This window comes from Ktedonobacteraceae bacterium (assembly GCA_035653615.1).
GTDB lineage: Bacteria > Chloroflexota > Ktedonobacteria > Ktedonobacterales > Ktedonobacteraceae > DASRBN01.
Map to the genome: position 1 here is coordinate 394,813 of DASRBN010000037.1, position 16,761 is coordinate 411,573.

13 protein-coding genes and 2 tRNA genes are annotated in these 16,761 nt (G+C 56.6%); 11 read left to right on the plus strand and 4 right to left on the minus strand.

Features of this window, described 5'->3' with window-relative positions:
* The first annotated feature begins 260 nt into the window (after window positions 1-260).
* Together VFA09_22790 and codA are read left to right on the plus strand one after the other, a co-directional pair.
* On the plus strand, window positions 261-1,772 hold the full coding sequence (locus VFA09_22790; protein HZU70117.1) for a cytosine permease: 1,512 nt from the start codon (window positions 261-263) through the stop codon (window positions 1,770-1,772).
* 90 nt (window positions 1,773-1,862) lie between these two features.
* On the plus strand, window positions 1,863-3,149 hold the full coding sequence (codA, locus tag VFA09_22795) for a cytosine deaminase (protein ID HZU70118.1): 1,287 nt from the start codon (window positions 1,863-1,865) through the stop codon (window positions 3,147-3,149).
* Window positions 3,150-3,267: 118 nt separating this feature from the next.
* Here codA and VFA09_22800 read toward each other — a convergent pair whose 3' ends face one another.
* The gene (locus VFA09_22800; GenBank protein ID HZU70119.1) at window positions 3,268-3,969 is read right to left on the minus strand and encodes a hypothetical protein; all 702 of its coding nucleotides are present in this window, start codon (window positions 3,967-3,969) and stop codon (window positions 3,268-3,270) included.
* Between the two features lie 281 nt (window positions 3,970-4,250).
* On the opposite strand from VFA09_22800, the gene VFA09_22805 reads away from it, so the two are divergent.
* Together VFA09_22805 and VFA09_22810 are read left to right on the plus strand one after the other, a co-directional pair.
* The gene (locus VFA09_22805) at window positions 4,251-6,554 is read left to right on the plus strand and encodes an ATP-binding protein (GenBank protein ID HZU70120.1); all 2,304 of its coding nucleotides are present in this window, start codon (window positions 4,251-4,253) and stop codon (window positions 6,552-6,554) included.
* Between the two features lie 138 nt (window positions 6,555-6,692).
* Window positions 6,693-8,093 carry a sigma-54 dependent transcriptional regulator gene (locus VFA09_22810; GenBank protein HZU70121.1) on the plus strand — a complete coding sequence of 467 codons (1,401 nt, stop codon included), beginning with the start codon at window positions 6,693-6,695 and terminating at the stop codon, window positions 8,091-8,093.
* Here the strand turns inward: VFA09_22810 and VFA09_22815 are convergent.
* Window positions 8,081-9,103, minus strand: a complete 1,023-nt coding sequence (locus VFA09_22815) for a GAF domain-containing protein (GenBank protein ID HZU70122.1) — start codon at window positions 9,101-9,103, stop codon at window positions 8,081-8,083. The genes VFA09_22810 and VFA09_22815 overlap by 13 nt on opposite strands.
* 307 nt (window positions 9,104-9,410) lie before the next feature.
* On the opposite strand from VFA09_22815, the gene VFA09_22820 reads away from it, so the two are divergent.
* The 7 genes from VFA09_22820 to VFA09_22850 all read left to right on the plus strand — a co-directional run bounded on the left by VFA09_22820 (window position 9,411) and on the right by VFA09_22850 (window position 13,484).
* Window positions 9,411-9,785, plus strand: coding sequence for a response regulator (locus VFA09_22820; GenBank protein HZU70123.1), 375 nt, complete (start codon window positions 9,411-9,413; stop codon window positions 9,783-9,785).
* 124 nt (window positions 9,786-9,909) lie between these two features.
* Window positions 9,910-10,359, plus strand: coding sequence for a hypothetical protein (locus tag VFA09_22825; GenBank protein ID HZU70124.1), 450 nt, complete (start codon window positions 9,910-9,912; stop codon window positions 10,357-10,359).
* A 155-nt stretch (window positions 10,360-10,514) separates the two neighbouring features.
* A tRNA-Pro gene (locus VFA09_22830) sits at window positions 10,515-10,587 on the plus strand.
* 45 nt (window positions 10,588-10,632) lie between these two features.
* Window positions 10,633-10,707 (plus strand) — tRNA-Gly (locus tag VFA09_22835).
* Between the two features lie 224 nt (window positions 10,708-10,931).
* Window positions 10,932-12,149 carry a tyrosine-type recombinase/integrase gene (locus VFA09_22840; GenBank protein HZU70125.1) on the plus strand — a complete coding sequence of 406 codons (1,218 nt, stop codon included), beginning with the start codon at window positions 10,932-10,934 and terminating at the stop codon, window positions 12,147-12,149.
* Window positions 12,150-12,153: 4 nt separating this feature from the next.
* Window positions 12,154-12,294: a hypothetical protein gene (locus VFA09_22845; GenBank protein ID HZU70126.1), complete on the plus strand. Its 141-nt coding sequence runs from the start codon at window positions 12,154-12,156 to the stop codon at window positions 12,292-12,294.
* Window positions 12,291-13,484, plus strand: a complete 1,194-nt coding sequence (locus VFA09_22850) for a serine/threonine-protein kinase (protein HZU70127.1) — start codon at window positions 12,291-12,293, stop codon at window positions 13,482-13,484. The genes VFA09_22845 and VFA09_22850 overlap by 4 nt, the downstream gene beginning before the upstream one ends.
* A 173-nt stretch (window positions 13,485-13,657) precedes the next feature.
* Here VFA09_22850 and VFA09_22855 read toward each other — a convergent pair whose 3' ends face one another.
* Both VFA09_22855 and VFA09_22860 read right to left on the minus strand, forming a co-directional pair.
* Entirely contained in the window at window positions 13,658-15,934 is a 2,277-nt protein-coding gene (locus VFA09_22855) for an ATP-dependent RecD-like DNA helicase (protein HZU70128.1), read from the minus strand.
* 140 nt (window positions 15,935-16,074) lie between these two features.
* A complete protein-coding gene (locus tag VFA09_22860) occupies window positions 16,075-16,674 on the minus strand; it encodes a hypothetical protein (GenBank protein ID HZU70129.1) in 600 nt (199 codons plus the stop codon).
* Between the last annotated feature and the right edge of the window lie 87 nt (window positions 16,675-16,761).

Consider the following 16,761-nt stretch of genomic DNA (forward strand, 5'->3'; position numbering starts at 1 on the left):
GATATACTTGAGGCGTAAAATATTTCCCGGCATTTATGTGTTGTGTGCGTTGTTCTCAGAACATGCAGCATGAGTCGTCATTTGCCGGATTGGAAACGTATTATCAGGGAAATTCTCAGGGGCATGGAGAACTTCTGGAGGCAGGCATCCCTGATAAGGTGAGACAGGCCGGTCGATGGACTGCTCACAAAGGTTGCTCGTACAGTACATCGTAATTATTGGTTTTTAGTAGTTTTCTGAAGGAGTAGGAGTACAACACCATGGCTTCCGATGTTGTGGCAATCCCTGAAGAACGTGGAATAGAGACGCATGGTATAGAACGCGTCTCCCCCTCTACCCGTAGTCATATTCGTATCGTCGACAATTTCACCATGTGGCTTTCCGCCAATCTGGTCATTTCAACCGTCGCGCTCGGAGCGATAGCCAACCCGATTTTTCGCCTCGGTTTCTGGGATGGTCTGGCGGTTATCATCATCTTCAATGCCCTTGGTGTTTTGCCGGTCGCATTTTTCTCGACGCTCGGTCCCAAGCTCGGCTTGCGCCAGATGACGATTACACGTTTCGCTTTCGGCTGGGTAGGTGGCATTATCATGGCGCTTTTCAATGTCGCCGCCTGTCTTGGCTGGTCTACTGTCAACGTCATCATTGGTGGCCAGCTGGTAAATTCCTTGTCTAATGGCGCTATTCCCGTCTGGGCAGGCATTCTTGTGATCGCAATTCTCACCACCCTGGTCAGTATTTATGGCTACAGGTATGTACATCGCTACGAACGCTATTCCTGGATACCGATGGCCATCATTTTCCTGATCCTGTTCATTGTCGCCGTGCCGCACATGAAAATTATTCCAACGCCTGTATTCGGAGCCGCTGAAATCGCCGGATTCATCTCGTTTGGTGGCGCGATCTACGGCTTCGCGACCGGGTGGAGCTCTTACGCGGCAGACTATAACGTCAACCAGCCGGAGAACACAGCGGCTGCTCGTGTCTTCTGGCTCACCTTCCTGGGAGTGTTCATCCCCTGTGTGCTGTTAGAGACACTGGGGATGGCCTTTACGAGCTGGATATCAAATAGTAGTGGTGGCGCTTTGCTCGCCGGTGTTGCCGCGCCGTTAGGTACCTTTGGAAGCATCCTTGTAGCGTTGCTCGCGCTCAGCACGGTCGCTAACAATATTCCGAACGACTATAGCCTGGGCCTTTCCATGCAGGTTCTCGGCAAAGCATTCATGCGAGTTCCGCGCTACGTCTGGACGCTCATCGGAGCAGTGGTGTACATCGTCGTCGCGATTCTGCTTGTCACGTTCACCAGCAGCTTTAACGACACGCTGAACAGTTTCATGCTGCTTGTAGCCTACTGGCTGGGACCCTACGCGATTATTCTCGTCATCGAACACTTTGTGTTCCGCAGGGGGCGCTATAATGTCGATGGTTGGAACACGGCCAGCCTGCTACCAACGGGCTGGGCCGCTATCGTGGCGATGATCATCGGTCTGGTAGGCGCCTATCTCGGGTTTTCTCAAGCCCTGGTTCTTACCTCGAACACTCTGGGTGCGATCCCCGGCGTCACCGTAACGCCGTTCGGTTGTTCCGGTGGTGTCTGTACGTTTGGGATTACAGGTGTGTTAGGAGGTCTGGTCAATGGTGGCATGGATATAGGCTTCGAACTGGGCCTGGTGCTTGCCGGTATCTCCTACCTCATCCTGCGCGCCATCGATGTGCGGACTGCACGCGATAGAGTCGGTTTAGACGAGGCGGCAGCAGTTGGCGGTAAGTAGTTTTGCCGCTAAGCAGTAGGAACAGAAGCAGGCAGTCGCCATCGACTGCCTGCTTCCTTTACTTTTCAACATAAAAAAGAGGAACGTTTCATGCAATATGATCTTCTCGTGCGTCACGCACAACTTCATCGCCGTCAGGGCCTCGTCGATATCGCCGTCAAGGATGGACTCTTTGCCAGTATCGCCAACGACCTTTCCACAGCTACCGCTACCCGCGAGATCGATGCCGGAGGTCGACTCGTCTCACCCCCGTTTATCGATGCTCATGTGCATCTCGATGCGGTACTCACGGTCGGGCAACCCCGCTATAATTCGACCGGCACGCTGCTGGAAGGTATTCAGATCTGGAGCGAGCGCAAGCCGAGCCTGACCGTCGAGGATACCAGGAAACGCGCCCTTGAAGAGATTCGCTGGGAGGTTGCACAGGGCACATTGCACATTCGCAGCCACGTCGATGTCTGCGACCCCAATCTGACTGCCCTGCGTGCCTTGCTCGAGGTGCGTGAAGAGGTGCGCGATATCTGCGACCTGCAGCTCGTCGCCTTTCCCCAGGATGGCATTCTCTCGTTCCCCAACGGGCGCGAATTGATGCGCAAGGCTATGGAACTCGGCTGTGATGTAGTAGGGGGCATTCCGCACTACGAGTGGACGCGTGATATGGGCGTCGAGGATGTTCATTATGTTTTTCAACTGGCCAGGGAGTTCAATCGCGACATCGACTGCCATTGCGACGAAACCGATGACCCCCATTCGCGTTTCACCGAGGTAATGGCTGCCGATACCCTTGAGCAGAGCTGGCAGGGACGTGTCACGTCCAGTCACTGCACCGCCATGCACTCCTATGACAATGCCTACGCCTTCAAGCTCATTCGCCTGCTGGCCCGCGCCCAGGTCAACATCGTCGCCAACCCGTTCGATAATGTCGTCCTGCAAGGTCGCTTCGACACCTATCCCAGGCGCCGCGGCATCGCGCGTGTTAAAGAATTACTCGCCGCCGGCGTCAACGTCGCCCTTGGGCACGATTCGATCATGGACCCCTGGTTCCCGCTCGGCAGGGGCGATATGCTCGCCGCCGCCCAGCTTGCGCTCTTCCTCTGCCACATGAGCGGTTACGAAGAGATCAACGACGTACTTGACCTGATTACCACCAATGCCGCCAGAACATTGCGCATCCAGGATGGCTATGGCATCGAAGAGGACAAACCGGCCAGCTTCCTTATCCTCGATGCACCCTCGGCCTTCGAAAGCCTGCGACTCATCCCGGCCCGCCTGCACGTCTTCAAAAATGGTCGCGAAGTCGCATTCACCACTCCCGCCCGGAGCATTGTCAAGAGAACAGGAGATGAGGAAGGAAAAGAGGTCACCTATCGCCCGTGATGGGATACTATCGCCGGCTCGCATAGGGTAGGGGCGACCACGAGCGCGATCAATCGGCTCTCTACCGGTCGCCCTGGTAGTTCCCCCGTTTCCATTGTGTGGGCACCTATAGTCGTCCCTACAAAATATTCACTGCGCGCGCCGCTAACAATATAATGATCGTCATCGAGAGCAGCGCCTCGACCATCATCAGCATTTTAGCCCTGCGCGTCAATGGAAACGTGTCCGCCGGGCTGAGAGCTGTAGCCCCGGTAAACGCCAGAAAAAGATAATCAAAGAAGAGCGGGCACCAGTGTTCATCTGTGTTGAATGGTTGGTCCTGCTGTTGTGGAAACACGAAATCGACCGGCTTATACCCGGCCAGGTGGCGTTTTAAAGGCCCGCCGCCATCAATTTCAAAATACCACAAAGCAAACACCAGCACATTTAATCCCCACAGCAGCCCGGCCGACTGCAACAAGTTGATCGCATGATTGTTCTCAGGCAGCGTCTGTATCAATAGTGCCAGCCCTATCGCCAGCACAATCGTTACCACGCCCAGCAAGACTAAAGCCAGCAGCCGGATAGTAAAGTGCGGCAGATGATAGCCCGCCAGCCATGCTACAGCGAAAGGCGCTATCAGCACCCCCTCAATCGCCAGCAGCAACCAGCTTGGCCCGATAATCAGCTTTTCTGGTAGAAACAGGTAGATCACACCTGTCGCTAAGATCCCAATCAAGGCTGTCCATCGGGGCAACATATGTGCCCGCATCAACTTCTTTTTAGAGAAATCGCCAGTCTCGTTCGTACTCGTTTCTTGTGTTTTATTCACCTGGCTCATATGTCTTGCCCATTTTTCTCTATCCGCGCGATCCATTGCTCTATTGTACTCACCGGTACTGGAAAATACAAGCTGGCTTATCTCTGGAATCGTGTCGTGGTTTTAGTAAGGGTGTACCCTTGAGGTCGCCCTCTTCTCAAAGATTACAATCTTCTCACAAAAGAGCTTGTAACGTGCAAAAATGCCCTGCTTCTGGTATAGTACAGCATCATCAACATTTGCAGGTAAGCCAACGTTGGATGATCTTTGCGGTCGTTCAACATCGTGGGGGAGTGTTTGGAATGATGGAAGTGGAGCAACAGGTCTCTCATCTGCACGCTACTCAAGTATTTAACGCCATCCTTCAAGAATTCAGCGCCATTACAGATTATCGCACGCTGCGCGATAGTTTGCCCCGGCGCCTTGCTCATTTATTTCATTGCCGCTGCGTGCTGCTGTATCAACGCATAGGAGAAACCTTGCAATTCGCAGCGGGTAGCTACGACGATCACCCCGGCTGGTCGGCCTCTTTGCTGGCAGTCGCCCATATCAATCCCATCGACCTCAAAGGGAATACGCTTGAGGCTCAGGCCTGGCGTATACGTCATGCTGTCACCTCACCACCGCATAGCATGCAGCCAACGATAATCGCCGTCCCTCTTGTCTACCGGCAGCGCGTTACCGGCGTTCTCGTCGCAATCCGCAACAACACGCCGGAAACACAGCCGCTTGTGCTTGACGAAACATCTCAGGCTCGGTCGCCTGCACACTGGACTACAAATGACGTGCAGGTTGTAGAGACGGCTGCCAATATCATTGCCATGCAACTGGAGAATACGCGCTTGCTCGAGCGTGAGCGCGACCGCATTCGTGAACTTTCGCTCCTTAACAGCATTAGCAGCCAGGTGAACGGTTCGATGCACGACCTGAACCGCCTGCAGGCAATCGTCACGCAGCGTACCAGGGAGATTTCCGCTGCCGATATGTGCGGCCTGCTGCTCTCGTCTACGCCAGCGGATACGCTGCCCTGGCTCTCACCAACCTTACAGGCTATGCTCTGGCAGCATTTTAGCAGCCAGCACGATGTCAATTCAGCGCCTCTCATTCTCGAACGACCCGGTGATAGTGAATCGGCAGGCTACCTGGATCAGCTACCGCAAGCGATCAAGACCTTTTTTGCCATTCCTTTACTCGCCAGAGAGATAGGAACGCGCATGAGCATATTGAACCGGTATGGAGAGACAGCACATTTCACTGCTGTGCCCATGGAGACGGCAGGTACCGCCAGGACAGTACAGCCGGTAGCGCCAACGCCTCCACAGACAAAGCGTGTATTAGGGATAATCGTGGGCGCCTTTCAAAGGCCGTGGAAATTACGCCGTGAGGAACTTATTTTGCTTCAAGTCGTAGCAGACCAGGCCGGCGCGGTTCTGGAAAACATCGCGCTCGTAGAAGCCGTCATAGAGGCGCGCAACGAGGCACGCAAATTATTACGCCAGGTCTTAGAAGATCAGAAGTTGAAGCAGTTGATTCTGGAAAGCATACCTGCCGGCTTAATCACCATCGACCTGGATGGCCGGATCACCACGTTCAATCGTGCCGCGCAAGAGATAACCGGCTATCATTCATTTGAGGTCGAGGGACAACCCTTACAAAAGTTTCTCCCTCTCCAGACGGTGCAAACTGTTGTACAGGCGGGTATAGCGCAGAATGAAACCGTCGTCACAAATGATTACAGGAGCCAGGAAATAGTACTCGACGCCACGTTGCTGCCCTTGTGTGATGATCGGGGCAAGCAGGTAGGCGTGCTTTTAACATTTACCGACGTAACGACTATGCGCCGGCTGGAGGAAGAGAAACGCCGCCTTGACCGGCTGGCAGCGCTTGGACAGATGGCCGCGAATATGGCCCATGAAGTTCGTAATCCCCTTGCCGCTATTAAAACATCCATGCAAATGCTGCTGGATGATCTCTCGCGTGTCGATCAAGATACGCAGTTCGTTCTGGCTGAAGCGCAAGAAGCGATCTCCGTTGTACTTCAGGAGGTCGAGCGGCTAGATGCGATTGTCCATGATCTCTTGCTCTTTTCTCGCCCTCGCCAGTTGCACAGGATAGAGTGCAATATGCTGGAATTGATCGAGCGCGTAGTGCAGGTGATACAACCTCAATGCCAGGAGGCAGGGATAGTCATCCAGCGAGCCTTTCATGAAGTTCCAGCAGTACAGGTAGATGTGGCGCAAATGGAGCAGGTCCTGCTGAACCTGGTGCTGAACGCTATTCACGCGATGCCCGGCGGCGGACTACTCACCGTTTCCTGCCAGGTGGTACCCACGGTATCCACTCAGTCCCTTAGAGTTGGTGCAGCGGGTGTTTCACCTGACGAGCAACAGGGTAATCTTGAAATCTCTATCAGCGATACCGGTACAGGAATAGCGCCTGGTGAACTCGAACGAATTTTTCAACCATTCTTTACTACAAAAGCCCACGGCATTGGACTCGGCTTGCCAATAACGCGCCGGTTCATCGAGGATCACGGCGGGTCTATTCAGGTGCAGAGCCAGCATGGGTATGGCGCCACATTCATAGTTCGCCTGCCGTTGGTATAGATTCTTCGTGGAATGTACCTTCGAGCGAGCTGTGTCATTCTGAGCGAAGCGAAGAATCTCAGTGCAACGAGGCAGAGATTCTTCGTTGCACTCAGAATGACATGCCTGGCTCAGAATGACATGCATAGGGGGTTGGAAGTGAGTTTAACCATTCTCATTATCGATGATGAACCTAATCTGCCGCATCAGTTCGCGCGCTACCTGAGAAAGCATGGCTACGAGGTTTATACGGCGCCTGATGGGGAAACAGGCCTGGCGGAATTGCAAAAAAGCAGCATTGACCTGGTACTGCTCGACGTGCGTCTGCCTCATCTCGGAGGCCTGGATGTATTGACGCGCATTCGCGAAAGCGATCAAGAGTTGCCGGTCATCATGCTTACTGCCTATGGAGATGTGCAAACGGCAGTAGCCGCCATGAAATTGGGAGCCTCTGACTATCTTATCAAAGGCTTTGATCTCGACGAACTATTGCTGGCCGTCCAGCGTGCGCTGGAGATGAGCGCGATGTATCGTGAATTGCGCCAGTTGCGGCGCGAGCGCAGCGACAACTACCACTTCAACTATCTCGTCGGGCACAGCGAGCGTATGCGCGAAGTGTTTGACCTGGTAGCGCGAGTCGCGAGAAGCGATACAGCCTCGGTTCTGATCACCGGCGAAAGTGGCACCGGTAAAGAAGTTGTCGCTCGTGCCATTCATGATCAGAGCTTGCGTGCTTCCGGCCCATTCCATCCCCTCAATTGCGCTGCCATTGCCAATAACCTGCTTGAAAGCGAATTATTCGGCTACGAGCAATACGCCTTCACCGATGCGAAAAAGCAAAAGCGTGGGTTGCTCGAACTGGCAGATGGGGGAACGCTCTTTCTTGACGAAATTGGCGAAATGCCGCTCGACATGCAGGCCAAGCTCTTACGCGTGCTAGAAACCAGGTCATTTTATCGTCTTGGCGGCAATAGGGAGGTCAAGATCAATGTGCGCGTGCTGGCGGCGACTAATCGCGACCTTGAAGCGGCCATGCAGGAGGGTAAATTTCGCGCCGATCTTTTCTTTCGCCTGGCGGTATTGCGTATCGCACTTCCGCCGCTACGCGAACGTCCCGGCGATATTCTCCTCTTCGCCTCGCGTTTTGTGGACGATTTTAACAGGTCTCTGGGGAGAAATGTGCGGCGTATCGCGCCAGAAACACAGCGCCTGCTGCTTGCCTACCGGTGGCCGGGCAACGTGCGCGAACTGAAAAATGTGATCGAGCGCGCGATGATTCTTAGCGCCGGTGATGAACTTTTGCCTTCCCACTTGCCGCGTGAAATTGTAGGGACTATCGATGATGAACGTGGTAGCCAGATCGACCCCTGGGAGCAATGGCTGCGTTTGCATCCCCCCGGCCAGATTTCGCTTGAAGAGGTCAACGAACGGGTAGAGCGGTATTTTGTGCGCCGGGCGCTAGAGTCCGCCGGCTATAATCGCGCGCGGGCTGCCGAACTTCTAGGCCTCGCGAAAGTTGACCAGCTCCGCTACTTGATGCGCAAATATCACATTGAGTGATCGGGAAAGGACAAAAACCCTGCTTCCAATTCTTGCCATACGATGCGTTCGGCCTCGAAATTGTCGATATGCCGGTGATCCTGGCTTGCCCGGATGATCGTCTGGGCCACCTTCTGACGGAATGAGGACAGATATGGGCGTTGTTCAGGCGCCAGGGGCATAGCGCGGAATGCAATAAGATCGGGGTCGTAAAAATCTTCTTTGTTGAATGCCAGGGAGATGATATCACTGAATGTGCCGAGGAGCGACAGGCGTTGTTCGGTAAAATGGCCAATCTGCGTGCTTGAAGCGAGCAGGCAACCGGCAATACGCCCTTCTTGCCAGATGGGGTAGGCAGCTGCGCTTACCTCAAATTCGGTTTGATATCCTGGAAGCAGGTGTTCTTTGCTCAGGTCTTCAATACTTGCCGGGCGGCGCGTTTGTACAACGTAACCCGCGAGCGATTCGATACCGAGAAAGGCCGCCAGGTGTTGCAGGTCTTCTGGCCAGGGTGGTGTACCTTTTCCAAGGCGCTCGCGCAGGCTGCGAATTTTCCCGCCGGAAGAGGGCGGCATACACTGCGCCAGCGTGATGGACATGCCCTGTCCGTGTACGTCCAATTGGGCAAGGGCCTGTTTCAAGACCATCTCGCTGATTTGCCAGAAGCGCAATGAGTCGGTGACCGTAGCGCGTGTGTTCAACACCTGCGAGAAGAACTGGCCTGGAATGTGTTCCGGTATTTCTTCATCTAACCAGGAAGCAGCATCGTCGTAGTCCTGCTCAAGGGCCTCTAGCAACTCTGTACGATAGTGAGGTTGCACGCACTGTAGCAGGTGAATCAATTGTGGTTTCCCCGGCGTGGCCTCATTGCTGGCCCAGCGTGAAAGCGTCATAGGGGAGACCGACATGGCAGCTGCGAGACGCTGGCGTTCGCCGGGGAGGGCGATAATGCGTTGTAGCACAGCGCGCCACGCCTCTGTTGCTGGCTCTTGCTCTTTTAATTGAGCCGAATGGCGAGGGTGATTATGCATGCGTGCCCCTTTCTCACATGGCTGGTCAACGAGGACAGGGCAAGCCTCTGTCCCTACTGGACGTAATGATAACAGAGCCAACGATGAGAGTCAATAAGTCAAGCATTCGAGCATTCGATACGTCCGTTGTAAGGGCCTACCCTTGTCCCAGTAAGGCATGTCATTCTGAGTGAAACGAAGAATCTCTACCCCTGTTGCGAAAAGCTGGCTATACCTGTTGTACTTCTGCCTTGAAATACGTATTATAGATAATATTATTCGCACAAACCTGGAGAACAAGAAAGCATAGGATAGGAGCAAGCGGCTCATGCCAAAACAGATCATTGTCGTAGATGATGACAAGGAAGTGCGAGAAATTATCACCTTTGCGCTGACTCGCACCGGTTTTGAAGTGCATGCCGCTTCGAACGACCGGCAACTTGAAGACCTGCTTGCTGTGCAGATGCCTGATCTGATTATTCTGGATGTAATGATGCCAGGCATGGATGGCTATAGTCTTTTCGAGCATTTGCGCAGTAGACTCGAAACCCGGCATGTCCCTGTCATAATTATGACAGCCCATGCTGAGGATATCTACCAGCGCATCAGTCTTGATCTTGGAGCCGCGCAACATATCACAAAACCATTTCATCCACTTGAAGTGGTCGAAAAAGTCAAAAAACTGCTTCAAGTTAGCTCATAATATGGTAAAATTGAGAGTGAGATAGATAGCTCTTGTCTGCCTACGAAGACCCTGGTATCATTAGAAGCGAAATATGCTAATGAATTCCAGGCGCGTTCTGGCGAGTCCAAGGAAGAGAACTGAGATGTCGAACAAGTACGAGCGCGAGATTGAGGAAATCCTGCGAAATTTGGAAAAAACGGAGCCGAAGCCTGGCATAGGCCAAAAAATCAGTGGGCGGTTACGGCGCAAATCGGAGTTCCGCAGCCGTGCGCGTCGACGTTCTATGCCCTCATTCAATTTCAGTGCTTCGGAATGGCTACTCATTATTGCCTGGTTTGCAGCGCTCCTCGCCGGTGGTTGGGCTTTTGCGCAGGGTGAAGCAGACATGTTCACCGGAATCGTGGCGGTGGTAGGGGCGGCCTGCCTGGCGATCATCCTTATCCTCCCGTTTGTATCGCGCTCCAGTTATGCCACGCGGCCCGGTCCATATGGCAACGTCACAACTATCCGGCGCAATCCGCTCAGCAGCCTGGCTACGCGTTGGAATCTCTTCCTCCTCAAACTGCGTTACAGGCGCAGAAAAGATCATTAATACAAGCGCAAATATTGCCCACAACGACCGAAGCGGGCAGGGCGAAGGGGCGAAACAGTACTTGACACTTCGCCAAAAGCGTGTTATAGTGCGCTTGCATTCAGGCAAACTATCCTGATACAGCATATGAGTGAGTAAGTGAGCGAATACTTTAGCGGGGTGTAGCGCAGTTGGTAGCGCGCATGGTTTGGGACCATGAGGTCCGCGGTTCAAGTCCGCGCACCCCGACCCAACCCGCCGACTTCAAGCTCATTCGATGCTAGCAAAGACCATGCGGGAGTAACTCAGTGGTAGAGTTCCTGCCTTCCAAGCAGGCTGTCGCGGGTTCGAGCCCCGTCTCCCGCTCCAGGTAAGAAACCGTCTCTCTGGGAAAGCTTCATACGCTGTTTGAAGACAAGCAGGCAGTGATGGAGACCAGAGCAGGCGGTTTTGTTGTGTGCGCAAACGCGCGCAGCGACCATCTGCCTCACTACCGTTGCGACTATCTGCCTCGGCGCGTGCGCGACCATCTGCCTCGGTGCCCACCACGCCTGCCTGTCTCCTGCTGAGTTATCAGGTAAGGAGAGAAACCAATGGTATCCGAGCAATCCAAACAACCATCGAAACAGGTGACGGAGGCCCGCGCGGCGGCGCAGCGGACGAAACTGAACGCACAAGCGGCAGTGCGTCGCCGCGCTGCCGAGCACCCCTCCAAAACGAAACGCCCGACCGGGCAGCAGGGGCAGCGCGACCTGCTCTCGAAGCGCCGCGCCCAGACCACGGTTGCGCGCGCCATCCAGGACTACCTGGCCGATCACGAGGGCAGCAACCATAGCCCGAAAACCCTGCAATGGCATCAGACCGCCCTCGGGCTCTTGCGCACCTTCTTAGAAAAAGAACGAGGCATCACCCTGGTAGGCGAAGTCGATGCGGCCGATCTCTCCGCCTGGTTTGCTGCCTTGCGCAAGACTCCGGGCAGTCATGGCAAACTCCGGGCTGAGCGCACAGTCCAGACCTATGCGCGCTCAGCCCGGGCCTTCTTCCACTGGCTGGTGCATCGCGAGATTCTGGAACGCAGTCCCTTTGACAAGCTGTCCCTACCGAAAGTTGGAAAGCCGCTGATTCGCATCATCGAGCCGGAGGAGTTTGAACGGCTCCTGCAGGCCTGCACCCCTCCTGGAGAAATGGGTCCCCTGGCCGACCGGGCGGCCGCCCGCAATCGGGCTATCCTTTGGCTGCTCTACGATACCGGCATTCGGCTGGCCGAGTTATGTCATCTGCGCCTGGAGGACTTTGACCGCAAGCATGGCACCATCATCGTCAAAGGTAAGGGATCCAAGGAGCGACGCATTGCGCTGGGCAACAACTGCTTGCGCAACCTGCTCTATTACCTGGATCGCCATCGGCCAGATGAGGAGGAGTTAGCGCAGTGGGGCAGCGCCGGGGAAGATCACCTCTTCCTCTCCGAAACGCGCCTGCCGCTGACAAACAATGGGGTGAGTTTGCTCGTGAAGCGGGTGCGGCAACGCGCCGGGATCACCGACAAGCGCATCAGCCCGCACATCTTCCGCCATACCTTCGCGGTACGGTATCTCATCCTGGGCAATGATCCTTTTTCCCTCCAAGAACTGTTGGGCCACGAGGACCTCTCAACGGTGCTGAATTATATGCACATGAACGATGAAACCAGGCAGGCCCAGAAGCGCAAGTTCAGTCCGGGGGATCACCTGCCGACGCGCATGCCGGGGCCGCGAGAGGACCGGCGTCGAGGCTTCCGCAAGAAACCTGCTCGCAAACCGGAGAGGAAATGATCAGATGGGTACTTTCCACTCCTGGTGGTTCACCGCCGGAACATGTCGCTCCGGTGGTTTGTCCACTCCCTCCTTCGCAAACCTCGCCGTCGCGAGGGAGGGGGCGAGCGTGCTCCATGCCGCCTGGACCGGAGGGGATGGATGAACCAGCGGATTGGGCAGCAGGTTGGCACCTATCGGTTGCTGCACGTCCTCGGAGAAGGCGGGTTTGCCACGGTCTACCTGGGCGAGCATGTACATCTGGGGACGCTGGCCGCCCTCAAGCTGCTCCATGTCACGTTTTCCTCTGAAGATCTCGAGGCCTTCCGCCGGGAAGCGCAGCTCATTGCCCGTCTGGAACATCCGCACATTGTGCGGGTACTGGACTATGACGTGCAGGCGGGTACGCCCTTTCTAGTGCTGAGCTTTGCGCCCGGAGGAACGCTGCGCAGTGCGCATCCCAAAGGGACAGTGCTCCCACTCACCAAAGTGGTCGACTACGTGGCACAGGTGTCTGAGGCGCTCCAGTATGCTCACGACCGGGGTATCATCCATCGTGACGTCAAACCGGAAAATCTGTTGGTGGGAGCACGCCAGGAGGTCCTGCTCGGCGACTTTGGCATCGCAGTCCTCTCCCAGCGCTCGCGGAGCGTTAGTACTCAGGAGGTGGTTGGAACGGCGGCCTATATGGCTCCGGAGCAGTTTCGAGGTAAACCCGGTGTTGCCAGCGATCAATACGCGCTGGCGGTGGTCGTCTATGAATGGCTCACCGGTGAGCGACCTTTCTCGGGGAGCTTTGTGGAACTTGCCAGCCAGCACCTGCTGACCCCAGCGCCGGGGCTGAGGCAGAAGAATGCGGGGATCTCGTCAGCAGTGGAACGTGTGGTGCTCACCGCGCTGGCGAAGGATCCCGCCCGGCGGTTTGGCAGCGTCAGGGGGTTCGCGACCGCTCTCGAGCAGGCTGCTCACACGCTCTCCCCTACCATCCCGGCACATGCTCTCCCTCCAGTTGACCATGGGGTGAGCGCGGTTATTGCGCCAACGATCCCGCCAACTGCGTCTGAGTTGGCATCACTGAGCCCAGGCCTCGCTCGTCCCTCACGGCAGCTCCAGATGGCTGATCCCGGCGCGCGTGAACCTGCCAAGAGGCGGCGTGCCAGGAGGACGAGAAGAGTCCGGGCCATCTGCTTTGTGCTCTTCGTTGCCAGTGTTCTCCTCTGGTTGATTACCGCTGCCGATCCGGCGCTTCACGGGTGGTTTGCCGGAGCCATCCTGCTCACCCTTGTCTTCTGGATCGCCGCCTATGCCGATCATCGCCGGGCGACCGAGGATCCTGGAGCAACGAACAAACGGTAACACCTCCAGGAGCGAGGGGCGGGTGTTGCGACACCTGGCACACCAGGGCACACACGGGGGATGCCAGGTAGGAGACAAAGAGCAGCATGCGAAGAGAGGAGGGCAGTTCCTTCCTTCCTTCGCTCTTCGGGCTGCTTGCTCCTCCTGGCGGGCAGGTGAGGGAGCACACTCTCTCACCTGCCTCCTCTCAGACTGTCTGAGTTGGCCATGCTGCGCAGGCGCTCAGCCAGGGCGGTGTAGCGTTGCTGCTCCCTCACCTGGTGGACGGCGAAGCCAATGGTCTTCGCTGACCCGACGAGTATTGCCAGTTGCCTGGCTAGCGTCAGGCCGGTGTAGAGCAGATTGCGCGTGAGGAGCCCGGCGTGCTGCATGAACAGCGGGAGCACGACGACAGGGTACTCGCTGCCCTGGCTCTTGTGGACCGTCACTGCCCACGCCAGGGCCAGTTCCGAAAGGTCGGCAAAATCGTAGCTGACCATGCGCTCTGCAAACTGGACGATGACTTCCTGCTCCTCCTGGTCGATCACGCGGATGGTTCCCAGCTCGCCGTTGAAGACCTCGCGTGGGTAATCATTGATCTGCTGGATCACCCGATCCCCCACACGCAAGAGGTGGTCTCCGCGAAGCAGTTCTGCTTTCCCAGAGTGAGCTGGATTGAGCGCCTGCTGGAGGACGGTGTTGAGCTGGCGAGTTCCAATCTCGCCTCGAGTGCCCGGACACAGGACCTGCACCGACTTCACTGGATCGATACCGTGTGCAGGGAGGATCTCTGTGACCAGGCGGTGGATGGCTGTCACTCCTTCTGCTGGCTCGGCTGCACTCAGCCACAGGCAATCGGATCCCTCCGCCTGTGCCAGGGGCCGCAAGACCGGCATCTGCCCGGCGTTGATGCGATGGGCATTGATGACAATCTGGCTAGCCGCCGCTTGCCGAAATACCTCGGTGAGCTTCACTACCGGGATCTGTTCAGAGGCGATCAGGTCTCGCAGTACCCTGCCGGGACCCACGCTGGGAAGTTGGTCCATATCGCCCACCAGCAGCACCTGGGCATGCGGTGGGATAGCTTTGAAGAGCGCATGTGCCAGGAACAAATCCAGCATGGATGCCTCATCCACGACGATGGTCTCGGCTTCCAATGGATTTCGGTCGGTGTGCCGGAAGCGCCCCGTTTGTGGCTCAAAGCCGAGCAGCCGGTGGATGGTGGTCGCCTCTTCCCCAGTTAGCTCGGCGAGGCGTTGGGCGGCGCGTCCAGTGGGTGCAGCCAGCCTGACGGTCTTGCCCATTGCGTGGAACAACGCCACGATAGTTGTGGTGGTAAAGGTCTTGCCACACCCCGGCCCACCGGTCAGGAGCAGCAGGCGCGAAGAGGCAGCGAGCAGCACTGCCTGACGCTGGGCCGGTGAGAGGGTTGTCCTCATGTGGTGAGTGTATCTCTCGATCCAGCGTTCTACTGCTGGCAGGTCGATCTCCACCAGCCGTGCCAGAAAGGTGGAGAGATGCTCGGCCAGCATCCGTTCGGCATAGGAGAAGGCGGGGGCGTAACAGAGGCACTGGTCTGCCCAGGCTCCATAGCCCTGTTCGATGACGAGCTGCTTCGTGGCGGACAGATCCATGAGTAGCTCACCAAGACGATGCGCGTTGACCGGATGATCAGGAAGGGTGAGTTGCGTGGCGGCACGCTCAACCAGCTCGCTCTCCGGGAGGAAACAGTGCCCATCCCCGCCTGCCTGGCGCAACACATGCAGTAACCCTGCCTGGTAGCGGGCCGGGGCATCGGGAGCGATCCCCAAGCGTCGTGCGATCGCATCGGCGGTGAGGAATCCGATGCCGGCGATGTCCTGGATCAGTTGGTAGGGATTCTGCGAGACGACCTCAACCGTCCGATCTCCGTACCGCTGGCAGATCTTGACGGCGTTGGTGTGAGAGATGCCGTGGCTTTGCAGAAACAGCATCCCGTCCTGCAAGGCCTTCTGCGTCTGCCAGGCGGCCTGGATCTGGGCAATGCGCTGCTGGCCGATCCCAGGCACTTCGGCCAGGCGTTCGATGCTGTGCTCAAGGATCCCAAGCGTCTCCAGGCCAAATTGCGCCACAATGCGTTTGGCAATCACCGGGCCGATGCCGGGGATGAAGCCACTGCCCAGGTAGTGTTCCAGCCCGCTGAGGGTGGCAGGCTGGATGGCTTGCGCAGACGCTACCTGGAACTGCCGCCCGAACCGGGGATGCTCCTGGTAGTACCCGGCCAGGTGCAAGGTCTGGCCGACATGAATGGCGGGAAAGCAGCCAACGATGGTGATGGGATCGTAGCGGCCAGGGACGCTGAGCCGGGCCACGGTAAATCCTGTCTCTTGCGCCTGGTAGATCACGTGCTCCACAGTGCCTTCCAGATGTTCCAGCGGGAGCGGAGAAGAGCGCGGCTGCTCTTCATTGGGGTCAGACGACGAAGGTGACATGATGCTTTCATTCCTTTCGCTCGTTCACAACTCGTGGGAGGCGAGGAGGTAGCGACCAGACGGCATGCTCCATGGGAGCGAAGAAAGACTCCCCGCCCGATGGATATGCCTCCTACCCCAAACAGCATCCTTTCGATTGTTCATGAAGCCGGATCGCCACCACCCACGGGAAACCAGTCTAATCCCGGCAGATTGAGGAGATCATTCATGACGGCCTCAGCCGACGGCGAGACGACAAATTCTGGAGAGGCTTCGCGCAGTTCCGTCAGCCAGAGGGCCGTATGAGTCTGGGCTGTCATCACAAACCGGTAGCGTAGCGGATCAGCAGAATCACGCCAGCTAGAGGGAACGGGTTGGATGCGTTCAGCCACGTCTGTCCGCTCCAGCGGGAATACCAGCACGAACCGCGCGGTTGGATCCATGGCGAACAGGATGTGATACGGCTCGGTAGCTTCTTCCTGCCAAATGGCACCACGTGACTCGGCTTCGCTCGGCTCACCTGCCGCAGCAGGCGCTAACGCAGCAAAATCGACCTGGTAGGTACGCTTCCACTCAGCAAGAATCTCGGTCACGTCGCGTGCCCCCTCTCTTAGCGGGATCTCCACCACGCCAAGGAGCGTAGGAGGCCAGGTCACCGTCCGAGCCAGCCAGCGCCAGCCGGGATATTCCTCTTCAAACACTTCTTCCACCAGGCCCAGATGCTCTTGCGAGAGCAGCAGCAAGATCTTTGTGCTCCTCACGGCTCTTTTTCCTTTCCTTCAAAAAGGGATGTGGCAAGGAGAGCCTGTCGGCTCGGAGCCCCTCTTCCACATCCACAGACAAACGTA

Coding starts and splice junctions, on each gene's coding strand:
- VFA09_22845 (HZU70126.1), top strand. CDS start 12,154: ATGGGTACTTTCCACTCCTGGTGGTTCACCGCCGGAACATGTCGCTCC.
- VFA09_22855 (HZU70128.1), bottom strand. CDS start 15,934: ATGTCACCTTCGTCGTCTGACCCCAATGAAGAGCAGCCGCGCTCTTCT.
- VFA09_22820 (HZU70123.1), top strand. CDS start 9,411: ATGCCAAAACAGATCATTGTCGTAGATGATGACAAGGAAGTGCGAGAA.
- VFA09_22800 (HZU70119.1), bottom strand. CDS start 3,969: ATGAGCCAGGTGAATAAAACACAAGAAACGAGTACGAACGAGACTGGC.
- VFA09_22805 (HZU70120.1), top strand. CDS start 4,251: ATGATGGAAGTGGAGCAACAGGTCTCTCATCTGCACGCTACTCAAGTA.
- VFA09_22840 (HZU70125.1), top strand. CDS start 10,932: ATGGTATCCGAGCAATCCAAACAACCATCGAAACAGGTGACGGAGGCC.
- VFA09_22815 (HZU70122.1), bottom strand. CDS start 9,103: ATGCATAATCACCCTCGCCATTCGGCTCAATTAAAAGAGCAAGAGCCA.
- VFA09_22790 (HZU70117.1), top strand. CDS start 261: ATGGCTTCCGATGTTGTGGCAATCCCTGAAGAACGTGGAATAGAGACG.
- VFA09_22850 (HZU70127.1), top strand. CDS start 12,291: ATGAACCAGCGGATTGGGCAGCAGGTTGGCACCTATCGGTTGCTGCAC.
- VFA09_22825 (HZU70124.1), top strand. CDS start 9,910: ATGTCGAACAAGTACGAGCGCGAGATTGAGGAAATCCTGCGAAATTTG.
- codA (HZU70118.1), top strand. CDS start 1,863: ATGCAATATGATCTTCTCGTGCGTCACGCACAACTTCATCGCCGTCAG.